The sequence below is a fragment of the Paraburkholderia sp. RL17-347-BIC-D genome (assembly GCF_046027915.1).
Classification (GTDB): Bacteria; Pseudomonadota; Gammaproteobacteria; order Burkholderiales; family Burkholderiaceae; genus Paraburkholderia.
The window spans coordinates 52,775-68,028 of record NZ_JARESS010000024.1; the positions used below are offsets into that span (position 1 = coordinate 52,775).

Genomic DNA, 15,254 nt, shown 5'->3' on the forward strand with positions numbered 1-15,254 from the left:
GGCCGGCGCGGCTGCGCCAAAACCGTCGCGCGAATGAATCAGATCGTCGCGCCTTCGAGTTCGCCGATCATCTTCTGCATCTCGGCGCCGCCGGCCATCATGTCGAGCACCTCGTCCTTGCTGATGGTTTCCTTGGTGAACGTGCCGAGCGATTTGCCGCGATTGAGCACCGTGAACGAATCGCCGATCGGATACGCGTGATGCACGTTGTGCGTGATGAAGATCACCGAGATGCCCTTGGCGCGCGCCTTGTGAATCAGCTTCAGTACATTGAAGCTTTGCTTTACGCCGAGCGCGGCGGTCGGCTCGTCGAGAATCAGCACGCGCGCGCCGAAGTGAATCGCCCGCGCAATCGCCAGACACTGTTTCTCGCCGCCGGACATGGTGCCGATCGGCTGATGCGCGTCGCGCACGTTGATGCCCATTTCGGCGAGCTTGTCGCGCGCGGTGGTGGCGCTGGTTTCGAGGTCCATCACGCTCAGGAAGCCGAACAGTTTCTTCTGCGGCTCGCGTCCCATGAAGAAGTTGCGCGCCACCGAGAGCAGCGGCACCAGCGCGAGATCCTGATACACGGTGGCGATGCCGAGGTCGAGCGCGTCTTTCGGCGATTCGAACAGCACCGGTTTGCCATCCACCAGATACTGGCCGGAAGAGGGCTGATGCACGCCTGCGAGGGTCTTGATCAGCGTCGATTTGCCTGCGCCGTTGTCGCCGAGCAGACAATGCACTTCGCCGCGTTTCAGGCGCAAGGTCACGCCGCTCAATGCGATTACCTTGCCGAAGTATTTGTTGACGTTCTCGAGAGCGAGGATCACGTCTTCCTGCGGGGCGCTCGCGTTGGTGTTCGAGCCGTCGACGCCATTCGCTGCGGTATTCGTATCTGACATGGTCGTCTCCTCGTTACGATTGCGCGACGCGGCGGCGCACATAGTGATTGAACAGCACGGCGATCAGCAGCATCACGCCGAGGAACACGCGGAACCAGTCGGAACTGACGTTGGTGTAGGTAATGCCGATCTGCACGACACCGAAGATCAACGCCCCGAAACACGCGCCGACCACTGAACCATAACCACCCGTCAGCAAGGTGCCGCCGATCACCGCGGCGATGATCGCTTCGAATTCCTTCTGCAGACCGCGGTCGGCCGCGGCCGAGCCGATGTCGCACACTTGCAGCACCGCGAAAAGGCACGAGCAGAACGCAGTCAGCACGAACAGCGAAATCTTCACGCGACGCACCGGCACGCCGACGTTCTTGGCCGCGTTGGCGTCGCCACCGACGGCGAGAATCCAGTTGCCCGCCCGCGTCTTTGCCAGCACGAACGCGCAGACTGCGGCGAGTCCGAGCCACCACAGAATCACCTTGGGAATGCCCGGCACGAGCGCGTGCCCGTTATCGAGCATGGTGCCGATGCCATGGCGGGCGAGCATCGTGAAGAGACCGTTCAGCGCGACGCCGTGAAACAGCGTATCCGCGAGCCAGTCCTGCTGCGCAAGGTCGCCGACGCCGGAGACGATCGTGCGGTCCGCGAACATGATCGAGAGCGCGAGCGTGAGGCCGCGCAAGATGAACAGAAACGCGAGCGTGACGATGAACGAAGGCAGGCGCGTTCGCATCACCAGATAGCCGTTCAGCGCGCCGAGCAGCATGGAGCCGGCGAACGCGAAGAGGATCGCGAGCGAAATCGGCCAGTGAAAATACACCGAGGGAATCGCGACCATCATGCCCGCGAAACCGATCATCGAGCCGATGGACAGATCGAACTCACCGGCGATCATCAACAGGCAGGCGCCCACGGCGAGGATGCCGAGATACGCCGAGACCTGCGACCAGTTCATCACGCCGTCGAGATTGAACATGCCGGAGTTGCCGGCCGTCAGCGCGAAGACGAGAAACACCAGTACCGCGCCGGAAATCGCGGCGAATTCGGGGCGGTTCAGCACATGGCCGAACCTGGATTCCTTGCGCAGCCGTTCATCCGAATCGGGCACCGAGGGCGCTGCCTCGCCGGAATTCGTCTTGACGTGCGGTGGGAAGTGTTTGCCGGCTACACCCATGATGTCTCCTTGGAGCCCGGCCGTGTGCGACTCGCACGCGAGGATGCGCGGCGAGAACAACAGCCGGTGAAATGCGCGGTGGCGGCGGGCGGCCCGCCTGTATCGAAGCGGTGCCCGCCGTGCGCGTGACTAACTAGCGTAAAGAATCAGCGGTACTGACCTGCGTACTTGATAACCTTGTCGAGGTTTTCCTTGGTGATGAAGCCCGGGCCCGAGCGAATGTTCTTCGGCCCATAAGACGGTGCGAGGCCATAGGTTGCGAGCCGTTCCTTGAACTTCGGATTGGCTTCGAGAATCTGGCGGATCTTCGCGGGGTCGGTGGTGTGCTCTTTCTTCACGATCGCCAGCACCGCCACGGGGATGTAGCCCTGCAGGTACGGCTGCTGGTCGATGGCGAACTGGATCGTGCCGTTCTGGATCGCCTTGGCGATGTCGTCGGAGAAGTCGAACGTGCAGAAGTAGATCTTGCCCGCCAGACCCATCTGCGTGACCGCTTTCAGCGTGGCCGAAGCCGGGGTCGGTCCGAGCGTCAGGATCGCACCGGTGTTCGGGTGGTTGCGCAAATACGCGCTGACCTTCGATTGAATCTCGGTCGGATCCTGGCCGGAGTCGATAGTGGAAGCCTTGTAGTCGACGCCGAGCGCTTCGGCGAAACCACGGCAACGGTCGAACGACACCGTATTGGTGGCGATGTGGTTCACGCACAGGAACGACTTCACGCCCGCGGCCTTGGCTTTCTCGCCGGCCGCTTTGCCCGCGACGTATTCGGGTTGACCGACATGCATGATCGCGCCGAGCTGCGCGCTCTGTTCCTCCGTGCCCGAATTGATCGTGACGAGCGGAATCTTCTTCGCGGTCACCTTGTTGATCGAGCTTTTCAGCACGTCGAAATCGGCGATGGTGACGATCACGCCGTCGTAGTTGCGCGCGGCCGCCTGCTCGATCAGACGCGACATGTCGGCGATGTCGCCGTTCGGCGGATTGCGGTAGTCGGTCTCGACGTTGAAGTCCTCGTCGGCCTGTTTGATGGCGTTCTTGATGGTGTTCCACCACGAATCCGAATCCGGCGCGTGGCTGATCAGCACGAAGTGAGCGTCAGCCGCGCGGGCGGCCGAGGCCGCGCCGAATCCCGTCGCCAACGTCAGTGCCGTCACCAGAATCCTGAGCGTAGCCTTGCCCTTGCAAAGTCTCATTGTCTCCACCTTTCTCGGTATGTCGTTTTTGAAGGGAGCGTCTGGCCAACCCGGGTGTTGCCACCAAAGCACCATCGCTCACGACCAAGATTAGGCGATCTTCCAAGTCGTTGCAATGAAAATTTCATTACAAATAAAAATAGAAAATACGTTCCATTTGACGGGGCGCCTGCCTATAATCGGCAGCGTCAGGAGGCCGTGCGGCGGGCGTTCGGAGCGTCTGCGGCACTGCAATAAAGCACCCGAGAGAGAGCCATGGCGGAAGAGAGCACCGAGGAATTGCCTAGCGTCGAAGAATTGATGCAGCGCATCGCGGAAAACTACGACGCGTTGCCGCGTCAGTTGAAGAATGTCGCGACCTATATCGAGCAGCATCGCTCCAGCGTGATGGTGGATCGCACCAGCGACATCGCCGCGAGTTGCGGCGTGCATCCGTCCGCCGTGGTGCGTTTTGCGCAGCGCTTCGGTTTTTCCGGTTTCTCCGATCTGCAGGCGGTGTTTCGGCAGGCTTACACGGGTCAGGGCAGTTCGTCGCCGAGTTATCAGCAGCGCATTCGCAAGCTGATCGACGAGAAGCCGGGCGCGCTGTCCGGCGGTTCGGTGGCGCGCGAGTTCATCGCGGCCTCGCGCGGCGGTCTCGAAGAACTGGAGGCAGGGCTCGACGACAAGGAGTTCGACGCCGCCGTGAAGATGCTGCAGCAGGCCGACAACATCTATGTGATCGGCGTGCGGCGCTCGTTTCCGGTGGCGAGCTATATCGTCTACGCGCTGCAGCACACGCCTAAGCGCGTGCACCTGGTGTCCGGTTTCGGCGGCATGTACCGCGAGCAGATTCGCAGTGTGAAAAAGGGCGACGTGGTGATTGCGATCAGCTTCGCGCCCTATGGCAAGGAGACGCAATATTGCTTGCGGGTCGCGCATCATCACCAGGCCAGGACGCTGGTTATTACGGATAGCCAACTATCTCCGCTCGCGCGTTATGCAACCACGCAACTGTATGTGAAAGAGGGCAGCGCGTTCGCGTTCCGCTCGCTGACCAGCACAATCTGTTTGTGCCAGGCGTTGTTCATCGCGCTCGCGTACAAGCTCGAATTGAATGTTGAAGAATCCAAAGACACTGGAGGATACGATGACTGATGGGGCAAATCAGGCGGCAAAGACGATCGACGTGGCGGTGTTCGGCGCGGGGCGCATCGGCAAGATTCATGCGGCGAATCTTGCGCGGCAGCCGGGCGTGCGGCTCAAGTACGTGGTCGACGTGAATCGTGAGGCCGCCGCGGCGCTCGCCGCCGAGCACGGCGCGCAGGTCGCGGATATCGACGGCGCGATGGGCGATGCGTCGATCGGCGCAACGGTGATCTGTTCGAGCACCGACACCCATGCCGATCTGATCATGCAATCCGCCGCGCAGAAGAAGCATGTGTTCTGCGAGAAGCCGGTCGATCTGACGCTGGAGCGCGCGCGGGCTTGCGCGGCAGCGGTGGAGCGCGCGGGCGTGGTGTGCATGATCGGTTTTCAGCGGCGCTTCGATCCGACGTTCTCCGCGTTGAAAGCGCGGCTCGACGCCGGCGAGATCGGCACGCCGGAAATGCTGGTGGTGACGAGCCGCGATCCGGGGGCGCCGCCGGTCGAGTACATCAAGCATTCCGGCGGCATTTTCAAGGACATGCTGATTCACGATTTCGACATCTTCCGTTGGATTCTCGACGACGAGGCCGACACGCTGCACGCCACCGGCAGTTGTCTGAGCGACCCGGCGATCGCCGACGCGGGCGATATCGATTCGACCGCGGTGACGATCCGCACTAAGCGCGGCCGCCTGTGCCAGATCAATACCGCACGGCGCGCCGCATACGGTTACGACCAGCGCTTCGAAGTGCTGGGCAGCACCGGCATGTTGCAGGCGGGCAATATGCGGCCCACGGAAGTCACGGCGTATTCGAAAACCGAGGTGTCGAGCGACGTGCCGGAAGCGTTTTTCCTCGAACGTTACCGCGCGGCTTACGCGCATGAAATTGCGCATTTCTTCGATGCGGTGACACATGACAAACCGGTGCGCACGACCGTCGCCGACGGCTTGAAAGCGCTTGAACTCGCCGAAGCGGCGACGCGCTCGTGGCGCGAGGGCCGCGCGATCAAACTCGGCGAGGCATCGTGATGGCGGCCGCCGCGGCGCGGGTTCGTGTGGGCGTAGTCGGCCTCGGGCGGCTCGGCAAGCGGCACGCGGAGAATCTCGCGTATCGCGTGCCGGGTGCGTCGCTCGTGGCGGCTTGCAGTCCGGTGGAGGAGGAGCGGGCGTGGGCGCGGGAAGTGTTGCCTGCGCCGCGACTGTACGAGGATTACGCGAAGTTGCTGGCTGATCGCGAGGTGGATGCGGTCTGGCTCGTCACGCCGTCTTCGTTGCACGCGCAGCAGATCGTCGACGCGTTGCGGGCCGGCAAGCATGTGTTCTGCGAGAAGCCTTTGTCGCTGGATCTCGCCGAGTGCGAGAGGGTGCTGGCCGAGGCCGCGCGCTATCCGCATTTGCAGGCGACCATCGGGTTCATGCGGCGCTTCGATCCGAGTTACAAGGACGCGTTCGACAAGATCGAAGCCGGCAAGATCGGCCGGCCGTTTCTTGTGCGCTCGCAGACGGCGGATCAGAACGATAGCGATGGTTTTTTTGTGCGTTTCGCGGCGACGTCTGGCGGGATTTTTCTCGATTGCACCGTGCACGATATCGATGTGGCGCGCTGGCTGCTGGGTCGGCCGCGCGCGAAACGCGTGTTTGCGGCGGGTGTTGCCGCGATGCATGAAGGGCTGCGTGAGTTCAGCGATGTCGATAACGGTGTCGCGATCTGCGAGTTCGAAGACGGCAAGCTGGCCATGTTTTATGCGTCGCGGACGCAGGCCCATGGTAATGACACGCATAGCGAAGTGATCGGCACGGCTGGAGCGCTTGCTATTGGACGTAATCCGCGGGCTAATCGGGTTGAGATTTATGATGCCAGCGGGATTCGGAACGAATGTACGGCGAATTTTTTTGATCGTTTCGAGGAGGCGTTTTTGTTTGAGGCTAGGGCGTTTGTTGCGGCGGTGCAGGGTGGGGCGGTGTCTTCTGCTGCGCGGGCTGGGGCTTCGCTTGCTGATGCGTTGGAGGCTACGCGGATTGGGATGGCGTTGCGGGAGTCTTTGTTGAAGGGGGAGGCGGTTGCGTTGTGAGGTTGGGTTTGGTTTTTTTGGGGTTTTGGCCTTTCCTTGATTTGTTTGTGGTCTATTAGCGTTGCCCCTGTGCGGGGCGGCACTTACTTTTCTTTGCCGGCCGTGTATGGACCGGAGACATGGGTAACAGGTGTGCGGAGACATGGGTAACACATGATCCGCTCATTCCTGCTGGTTCAGGTTGATGGTTCCGAAACGGTGATGCGCAAAAAACAGGTCGTAGCAGTTCTCTTCACCGACGCGCTCGCGGATGGCCACGGGCAGGTTCTGCAATGCCTTCGACACCTTGAATCGCCGGTTCCTGAAGCGTAGTTCACCGTTCCACTTCACGCACTGCACGAGGTCGTTTTCGCCGTACTCGATCGGCGGCAGAATCTCGGGGTAGGCGCGCGGACTGGGGCGATAGCGCGTGACTGGGGTCGCCATGTCCAGCGCCTGATGCGGGCGCTGATGGTTGTAGACCGAGCGCCCTGCATCGAACGCCTGCTGGGCGCTGCTCAGGTCCCTGAAATGGCGCCCGGCGATCACCTCGGCCTTCAGCGTGCGGTGAAACGCTCCTCCTTGCCGTTGGTCTGCGGATGCGCCACGCGGCTGTGCGACAGTCGCACGCCCAGCCGGATGAGCCAGATGGCCAGTTCGGTCAACTGGCCCGGCTGGCTGGGGCTACCCCACGGCGAACCGTTGTCCGCGTTGATGCGCAGCGGCAGCCCGTAGCGGCGGAACGTGCGCTCCAGATGATGCTGCCCGATCCGGGTGTCAGTGCAGATGCAGGCGTCGAGTGTCACGTTGTAGCGCGAATGATCGTCCAGCATGGTCAGTGGCGAACAGTGCCGTCCGTCCTGCAGGTCGAACCAGCCCTTGAAATCCATCTGCCAGAGATCGTTGGGCTGCGCATGCTCGAAGCGCTGCCAAGGCGTGGCGGCGTCGGAAGCAGCCGGGTCGATCAGCCCGTGGCGATGCAGGATGTCCGTCACAGTGCTGGGGGCGGGCTCGTCCGTGTGACCCAGATCACGCAGACGCCGGCTGATCTTGCGTCCACCCCAGGCCGGATGCGCGCCCCGCACAGGGGCAACGCTAATAGACCACCAAGAACTCAAGGAAAGGCCACCCCCAAAAGCCCCATCCACCAAAGCGCCGCAGGCAAAAAGCCACCCGATCAAATCCCCAAAAATCCCCCACCGCCAGGCGCCGCTTATAATCGACCATTCCCAGCATTCACCAGCCGAACCGACACAATGAGCGAGACCCCGAGCGACACCACCTCCACGCTTGCCAAAAGCTTCGAGCCCCACACCATCGAAGCCCACTGGGGCCCCGAATGGGAAAAGCGCGCCTACGCGACGCCCTCCATCGAGGAAAACCGGAAAGATTTCTCGATCCAGCTGCCCCCGCCGAACGTCACGGGCACCCTCCACATGGGCCATGCCTTCAACCAGACGATCATGGACGGCCTCACCCGCTATCACCGCATGCTCGGTGAAAACACCCTGTGGGTGCCGGGCACGGACCACGCGGGCATCGCCACGCAGATCGTCGTCGAGCGCCAACTGGACGCGCAAGGCGTCTCGCGCCATGACCTAGGCCGTGAAAAGTTCGTCGAACGCGTCTGGGAATGGAAGCAGGAATCCGGTTCGACCATCACGAACCAGGTGCGGCGTTTGGGCGCCTCAATCGACTGGTCGCGCGAATACTTCACGATGGACGACAAGATGTCGGCCGCCGTGCGCGATGTCTTCGTACGCCTGTATGAACAGGGCCTGATCTATCGCGGCAAGCGCCTCGTGAACTGGGACCCGGTGCTGCTCACCGCCGTCTCCGACCTCGAAGTGGTCAGCGAAGAAGAAAACGGCTCGCTCTGGCACATCCAGTACCCGCTCACGGACGGCTCGGGCCATCTGACGGTCGCCACCACGCGCCCGGAAACCATGCTCGGCGACACCGCCGTGATGGTCCACCCGGAAGACGAGCGCTACGCGCACCTGATCGGCAAGACGGTCACGCTGCCGCTGTCGGGCCGCGAAGTGCCGATCATCGCGGACGACTACGTCGACCGCGAATTCGGCACCGGCGTCGTCAAAGTCACGCCCGCGCACGATTTCAACGACTATCAGGTCGGTCTGCGCCACAAGCTGCCGCAAATCGAAATCCTCACGCTCGACGCCAAAATCAACGAGAACGCGCCGGAAAAATACCGCGGCCTCGACCGCTTCGAAGCCCGCAAGCAGGTGGTGGCCGACCTCGAAGCGCTCGGCGTGCTCGAATCGGTCAAGCCGCACAAGCTGATGGTGCCGCGCGGCGACCGTACCGGCGTCGTCATCGAGCCGATGCTGACGGACCAATGGTTCGTCGCGATGAGCAAGCCGGCGCCGGAAGGTACCTTCAATCCGGGCAAATCCATCGCCGAAACGGCGCTCGACGTGGTTCGCGGCGGCGAAATCAAGTTCGTGCCGGAAAACTGGACCACCACCTACTACCAGTGGCTCGAGAACATTCAGGACTGGTGCATCTCGCGCCAGCTCTGGTGGGGCCATCAGATCCCGGCGTGGTATGGCGAAAACGGCGAAATCTTCGTGGCGAAGACCGAAGAGGACGCGCGCGCCAAGGCCGCGGCGGCCGGCTACACGGGCGCGCTCAAGCGCGACGAAGACGTACTCGACACGTGGTTCTCGTCTGCTCTGGTGCCGTTCTCGTCGCTCGGCTGGCCGAATGAAACGCAGGAACTGAAGCACTTCCTGCCGTCGTCGGTGCTGGTCACCGGCTTCGACATCATCTTCTTCTGGGTCGCGCGCATGGTCATGATGACCACGCACTTCACCGGCCAGGTGCCGTTCGACACGGTGTACGTGCACGGACTCGTACGCGACGCCGAAGGCCAGAAGATGTCGAAGAGCAAGGGCAATACGCTCGACCCGATCGATATCGTCGACGGCATCGGCCTCGACGCGCTGGTCGCCAAGCGCACCACCGGCCTGATGAATCCGAAACAGGCCGCGTCGATCGAAAAGAAAACCCGTAAGGAATTCCCCGACGGCATCCCCGCGTTCGGCACCGACGCATTGCGCTTCACGATGGCGTCGATGGCCACGCTCGGACGCAACGTCAACTTCGATCTGGCGCGCTGCGAAGGCTACCGCAACTTCTGCAACAAGCTGTGGAATGCCACCCGTTTCGTGCTGATGAACTGCGAAGGCCACGATTGCGGCTTCGGCAAGCCGGAACAATGTGGCGAATGCGGTCCGGACGGACATCTGCATTTCTCGCAGGCCGACTTCTGGATCGTTTCACGTCTGCAGCGCGTGGAAGCGGAAATCGCCAAGGGTTTCGCCGATTATCGTTTTGACAATGTGGCCAACGCCCTATACAAGTTCGTATGGGACGAATACTGTGACTGGTATCTCGAACTCGCCAAAGTTCAGATCCAGACGGGTCAGCCGAACCAGCAGCGCGCAACACGCCGCACGCTGCTGCGCGTGCTCGAGACGGTGCTGCGACTGGCGCATCCGGTGATTCCGTTCATCACCGAGGCGCTGTGGCAAAAAGTGGCGCCGCTGGCCGGGCGTTATCCCGAGGGCAAAGCCGAGGGCGAAGCGTCCATCATGGTGCAGCCTTACCCCGTTGCCGAACCGTCGAAAATCGATGAAGACGCGGAGCAGTGGGCAGCCGACCTGAAAGCGGTGATCGATGCGTGCCGGAATCTGCGTGGCGAAATGAATCTGTCGCCGGCGGTCAAGGTGCCGTTGCTCGCTACCGGCAATGCGGAGCGCCTGCGCACGTTTGCTCCGTACGCACAGGCGTTGGCCCGTTTGTCCGAAGTTCAGATCATTGCCGACGAGGCAAGCCTGGACGCGCAGGCAGATGGCGCGCCAATTGCTATCGTAGGGAACGACAAGCTCGTGCTGAAGGTCGAAATCGACGTGGCAGTGGAGCGGGAGCGGTTGTCGAAGGAGATTGCACGGTTGAGCACGGAAATCATCAAGTGCAACGGCAAATTGCAGAATGAGAGTTTTGTTGCAAAGGCACCGCCGGCAGTCGTTGAGCAGGAGCAGAAAAGACTGGCAGAATTCGAGGCGACGGTGGGCAAGCTGAAAGCCCAGCTGGCGCGTTTGCCGGTCTGATCATGCTCCGTGTCCGCCCCAAGAGGCGGGCAAGGACCGATAGCTAATCCAGAGGATTCAGGGTAATCACATGCTAAAAGTTACAAAGGCGGTTTTTCCGGTAGCAGGTCTTGGCACCCGGTTCCTCCCTGCCACGAAGGCTAGCCCGAAAGAGATGCTCCCGATTGTCGACAAGCCACTGATCCAGTACGCGGTCGAAGAGGCAATGGCAGCCGGCATCACCGAAATGATCTTCGTCACGGGCCGCAGCAAGCGCGCGATCGAGGACCACTTCGATAAGTCATATGAAATCGAGGCGGAACTCGAGGCGCGCGGCAAGGACAAGCTGCTCGAACTGGTGCGCAGCATCAAGCCGAGCCACGTGGACTGCTTCTACGTGCGTCAGCCGGAAGCGCTGGGCTTGGGCCACGCGGTGATGTGCGCCGAAAAACTGGTGGGCGACAATCCGTTCGCCGTCATCCTCGCGGACGACTTGCTGTACGGCACGCCGCCCGTCATGACGCAGATGATCGAGGTGTTCGACCACTATCACAGCTCGGTGATCGGCGTCGAAGAGATTCCGGCTCAGGAAACCAAGTCGTACGGCATTGTCGACGGCAAGGAGTGGGAAGACTCGATCATCAAGATGTCGGGTATCGTCGAAAAGCCGGAGCCGAGCTTGGCGCCGTCGAATCTCGGCGTGGTCGGCCGCTATGTGCTGAAGCCGCGCATCTTCGAACATCTGCGCGCGCTGAAGCCAGGCGCAGGCGGCGAATTGCAACTGACCGACGCGATCCAGTCGCTTCTGGCCGACGAGCAGGTGCTGGCGTACAAGTATCACGGCACGCGTTTCGACTGCGGCAGCAAGCTGGGTTATCTGAAGGCGACGGTCGAGTTCGCCTTGCGTCACCCGGAAGTGGCCGCCGATTTCGAAGAGTATCTGCGTACTCGTTCGCCGGTGCTGGAAGGTTGAGCGGGCTTCGGCAGCCAGGATTCCGGAAGCGTTGAACCGAAGTAAAAGGCGCTGTGCCCGCGAACGCGGGGCACAGCGCCTTTTTTGTTGGAGCGTGAATCAGGACACGGGCTTCAGCGGCGCCTCATCAGGAAGGTGAAGACCTTGTCGTGCGCGGAGCTTTCGACGATTTCATTGCCGGTTTGCTTGGCAAACGCGGCGAAATCGCGCTGTGAGCCTGGATCGGTGGCGAGCACCTTGAGAATCTGGCCGCTTTCCATGTCGGCGAGCGCCTTCTTGGCGCGCAAAATGGGCAGCGGGCACATGAGCCCGCGTGCATCGACTTCCTTGTGAATCTGAATTTGCATCGACGACGACCTTCGGGGACTGGGCGTCTGTTTTGACGCCGAAGGGTCAAATTCTACCGCAGGCTTACCGTGGTCGCTCGGGCGGCGGTTATCTTGGGGTGTCGGCCTTTCCTTGAATCGATGATGGTCTATCGGCCCCAAAAAACCCCACCCCCTCCGGGGCATATAATGTCGAACGAACTGCCGCCCCTCCCAAAAAATGCCCGATCTGCTAGCCAATCTAAACCCCGAACAACACGCCGCCGTCACGCTCCCCAACGAGCCCGCGCTCATTCTCGCCGGCGCGGGCAGCGGCAAGACCCGCGTTCTGATCACGCGCATTGCGTGGCTCATCCAGCACGGCCTGGCGTCGCCCGCCACGATTCTGGCGGTGACCTTCACCAACAAAGCGGCCCGCGAAATGATGTCGCGTCTGTCGGCGCTCCTGCCGATCGACACGCGCGGCATGTGGATCGGCACCTTCCACGGCCTGTGTAACCGCATGCTGCGCGCGCATCATCGCGACGCGGGCTTGCCGGCCACCTTCCAGATTCTCGATACCGCCGACCAGCTGTCCGCGATCAAGCGTCTGATGAAGGGCCTCAATATCGACGACGAAAAGTACCCGGCGAAAAATCTCCAGTACTTCATCAACAACGCCAAGGAACAAGGCCTGCGGCCGAAAGACGTCGACGCCACCGACAACTTCAACCGTAAATTCGTCGAACTCTACGAAGCCTACGACCAGCAATGCCAGCGCGAAGGCGTGGTCGACTTTCCGGAACTGCTGCTGCGCTGCTACGAACTGCTCGCGCACAATCCGCCGCTGCGCGCCCACTACCAGGCGCGCTTCAAGCACATTCTGGTCGACGAGTTCCAGGACACCAACAAGCTGCAGTACGCATGGCTCAAGCTGCTGGCGGGGCAGACCAACTCGATTTTCGCCGTCGGCGACGACGACCAGTCGATCTACGCGTTCCGCGGCGCGAACGTCGGCAATATGCGCGACTTCGAGCACGAGTTCAGCGTCCGCCATCTGATCAAGCTCGAGCAGAATTACCGCTCGCACGGCCATATTCTCGACGCCGCCAATCAACTCATCGCCAACAACTCGCGCCGTCTGGGCAAGAATCTGCGGACCGACGCGGGTCACGGTGAACCGGTTCGCGTGTATGAATCCGCGACCGATTCGCAGGAAGCCGGCTGGATCGTCGAGGAAATCAAGGCGCTGATCAGCACCGGCACGTCGCGCAGCGAAGTGGCGATTCTCTACCGCAGCAACGCGCAGTCGCGCACGATCGAACACACGCTGGTCAACGCGGGCATCGCGTACCGCGTGTACGGCGGCTTGCGCTTTTTCGAGCGCCAGGAAGTCAAGCACGCGCTCGCCTATCTGCGCCTGATCGACAATCCGAACGACGACACCGCGTTCGCCCGCGTCGTCAATTTCCCGACGCGCGGCATCGGCGCGCGCTCCATCGAGCAACTCGCGGACGCGGCGCGTCTGTACAACTGTTCGATGGCTGCGGCGATTCCGTATGTGGCGGGCAAGGCGGGTTCGAGCCTTGCGGGCTTCGCGAACCTGATCGGCAAGATGCGCGCGGAAACGCAGCAGATGAGCCTGCCGGAAACCGTCGAATACGTGGTTCGCACGAGCGGTCTCGCGGAGTTCTATCAGAACGAGCGCGAAGGCCAGGACCGGCTGGAAAACTTGCAGGAACTGGTCAACGCGGCCGCCGCGTTCGTCAGCGAAGAGGGCTACGGCATGGACACGCCGGCGCGTTCCATTCCACTGCGGCCGGGCGCGACCGCCGCGCCCGAACTGGCCGTCGCCACCGACGATCCGAACACCGTCGTGCTCGACGCGCCCGGCATCGCCGATCCGGCGCAAAACCCGGACACGATGACGCCGCTTGCCGGTTTCCTGTCGCACGCATCGCTCGAAGCGGGCGACAACCAGGCGCAAGCCGGCCAGGAAGCCGTGCAACTAATGACGGTGCACGCCGCCAAGGGCCTTGAGTTCACGGCGGTGTTCATCACCGGTCTGGAAGAGGGGCTGTTCCCGCACGAAAACAGCGCGATGGAGTCGGACGGTCTGGAAGAGGAACGCCGCCTGATGTACGTGGCGATCACGCGGGCCAAGGAGCGGCTGTATCTGTCGTTCGCGCAAAGCCGCATGCTGCACGGCCAGACGCGTTACAACATCCGCTCGCGTTTCTTCGACGAACTGCCGCAGGAAACGCTCAAGTGGCTCACGCCGAAGGTCGAGGCGGGCGCGCGCTGGGGCGGCCGTTCGGACAACGCGGGTTATGGACGCGACTGGTTCGCGCGGCCGGGTTATACGGGGGCCGCGTCGTCGACGCCGGCGCCGTTGCCCGCGTTCGCGAACGAACAGCGTGCGGCGGAAACGGGTTTCCGCGTCGGCCAGCAAGTGTTCCACACCAAGTTCGGCGAGGGCACGATCACCGCGCTGGAAGGCGGCGGCACCGATGCGAAGGCGCAGGTCAAATTCAAGCGGCACGGCGAGAAGTGGCTGGCGTTGGCGGTTGCTAAATTGCAGGCGGTGGAATGAGCGGGGCGAACGCTGCCGTGCCGGTGTCACATCGGCCGCTCGGGATTCTGGCGGCATTGCCGCAAGAACTCGGCGATCTGATCGAGGCGATGCGCGCCGAGTCGGGCGTGCGCACCATCACGCATGGTCAGCGGGACTATCACCTCGGCACCGTCCACGGCGCGCCGTGCGTCGTGACGCTGGCGCGCGTCGGCAAGGTCGCGGCGGCGGCCACGGTCAGCGCGCTGATCCATGCATTCGACGTGGAAGCGATCGTCTTCACCGGTGTGGCCGGCGGTGTGGGGAGCGAGGTGCGGGTGGGTGACATCGTCGTCGCCGACGCGCTGCTGCAGCACGATCTCGACGCGTCGCCGCTGTTTCCGCGTTTCGAGGTGCCATTGCTGGGCATCTCGCGATTCGACGCCGATGCGGCGCTCGCCGATCAGCTCGCCGCAGCCTGCGAGCGCTTCGTCACGGAGGAGGGCGCGGCTTCGGCGGCGCGTTTCGGCACGCGCGAGCCGCGTGTGCATCGCGGTTTGGTCATCAGCGGCGATCAGTTCGTGGCTAGCGCGGCGGGCGTGCAGGCGTTGCGCGACGTGCTGCCGGATGCGCTCGCCGTGGAGATGGAAGGCGCGGCGATCGCGCAGGTCTGCTACGAATACGGCGTGCCGTGCGCGGTCGTGCGTACCGTCTCGGATACCGCCGACGATCACGCGCCCGAGTCTTTCGTGTCGTTTCTCACGGACATCGCCGGGACGTATTCGAACGCGATTCTGACGCGGTTTTTAGAAGCTCGCAGTTCGACGGCCTGATGGCCGGCGTCGAGAGGCGCGTGTCGACGCATTCACTACGACACGC

11 protein-coding genes and 1 pseudogene are annotated in these 15,254 nt (G+C 62.4%); 7 read left to right on the top strand and 5 right to left on the bottom strand.

Features of this window, described 5'->3' with window-relative positions:
- Positions 1-38: 38 nt before the first annotated feature.
- The 3 genes from P0D96_RS27970 to P0D96_RS27980 form a co-directional block, all read right to left on the bottom strand.
- Complete coding sequence (locus P0D96_RS27970) at positions 39-887, bottom strand: ATP-binding cassette domain-containing protein (RefSeq protein WP_243658100.1); 849 nt, start codon at positions 885-887, stop codon at positions 39-41.
- Between the two features lie 13 nt (positions 888-900).
- Positions 901-2,058: an ABC transporter permease gene (locus P0D96_RS27975; protein WP_132373666.1), complete on the bottom strand. Its 1,158-nt coding sequence runs from the start codon at positions 2,056-2,058 to the stop codon at positions 901-903.
- A gap of 146 nt (positions 2,059-2,204) precedes the next feature.
- Complete coding sequence (locus tag P0D96_RS27980; protein WP_106283663.1) at positions 2,205-3,251, bottom strand: sugar ABC transporter substrate-binding protein; 1,047 nt, start codon at positions 3,249-3,251, stop codon at positions 2,205-2,207.
- 255 nt (positions 3,252-3,506) lie between these two features.
- Here P0D96_RS27980 and P0D96_RS27985 point away from each other — a divergent pair, with 255 nt between their 5' ends.
- The 3 genes from P0D96_RS27985 to P0D96_RS27995 are packed head-to-tail and all read left to right on the top strand — an operon-like array spanning position 3,507 to position 6,452.
- Entirely contained in the window at positions 3,507-4,388 is an 882-nt protein-coding gene (locus P0D96_RS27985; protein ID WP_132373667.1) for a MurR/RpiR family transcriptional regulator, read from the top strand.
- Positions 4,381-5,409: an inositol 2-dehydrogenase gene (gene iolG / locus P0D96_RS27990; RefSeq protein ID WP_408316673.1), complete on the top strand. Its 1,029-nt coding sequence runs from the start codon at positions 4,381-4,383 to the stop codon at positions 5,407-5,409. The genes P0D96_RS27985 and iolG overlap by 8 nt, the downstream gene beginning before the upstream one ends.
- Entirely contained in the window at positions 5,409-6,452 is a 1,044-nt protein-coding gene (locus P0D96_RS27995; RefSeq protein WP_408180659.1) for a Gfo/Idh/MocA family oxidoreductase, read from the top strand. The genes iolG and P0D96_RS27995 overlap by 1 nt, the downstream gene beginning before the upstream one ends.
- Before the next feature lie 162 nt (positions 6,453-6,614).
- Here P0D96_RS27995 and P0D96_RS28000 read toward each other — a convergent pair.
- Positions 6,615-7,525 (bottom strand): annotated as a pseudogene (locus P0D96_RS28000) (integrase core domain-containing protein); the annotation flags it as partial.
- Positions 7,526-7,687: 162 nt separating this feature from the next.
- Between P0D96_RS28000 and P0D96_RS28005 the strand changes: the two are divergent.
- Together P0D96_RS28005 and galU are read left to right on the top strand one after the other, a co-directional pair.
- A complete protein-coding gene (locus P0D96_RS28005) occupies positions 7,688-10,567 on the top strand; it encodes a valine--tRNA ligase (RefSeq protein WP_408316674.1) in 2,880 nt (959 codons plus the stop codon).
- 70 nt (positions 10,568-10,637) lie between these two features.
- Complete coding sequence (gene galU, locus P0D96_RS28010) at positions 10,638-11,519, top strand: UTP--glucose-1-phosphate uridylyltransferase GalU (protein ID WP_342960359.1); 882 nt, start codon at positions 10,638-10,640, stop codon at positions 11,517-11,519.
- 113 nt (positions 11,520-11,632) lie between these two features.
- Here the strand turns inward: galU and P0D96_RS28015 are convergent, their stop codons facing one another.
- Positions 11,633-11,860 carry a sulfurtransferase TusA family protein gene (locus P0D96_RS28015; RefSeq protein WP_026225937.1) on the bottom strand — a complete coding sequence of 76 codons (228 nt, stop codon included), beginning with the start codon at positions 11,858-11,860 and terminating at the stop codon, positions 11,633-11,635.
- 205 nt (positions 11,861-12,065) lie between these two features.
- Here P0D96_RS28015 and P0D96_RS28020 point away from each other — a divergent pair, with 205 nt between their 5' ends.
- Together P0D96_RS28020 and P0D96_RS28025 are read left to right on the top strand one after the other, a co-directional pair.
- Entirely contained in the window at positions 12,066-14,417 is a 2,352-nt protein-coding gene (locus P0D96_RS28020) for a UvrD-helicase domain-containing protein (RefSeq protein WP_132373670.1), read from the top strand.
- Positions 14,414-15,208: a 5'-methylthioadenosine/adenosylhomocysteine nucleosidase gene (locus P0D96_RS28025; protein WP_408316675.1), complete on the top strand. Its 795-nt coding sequence runs from the start codon at positions 14,414-14,416 to the stop codon at positions 15,206-15,208. The genes P0D96_RS28020 and P0D96_RS28025 overlap by 4 nt, the downstream gene beginning before the upstream one ends.
- The last annotated feature ends 46 nt before the right edge of the window (positions 15,209-15,254 follow it).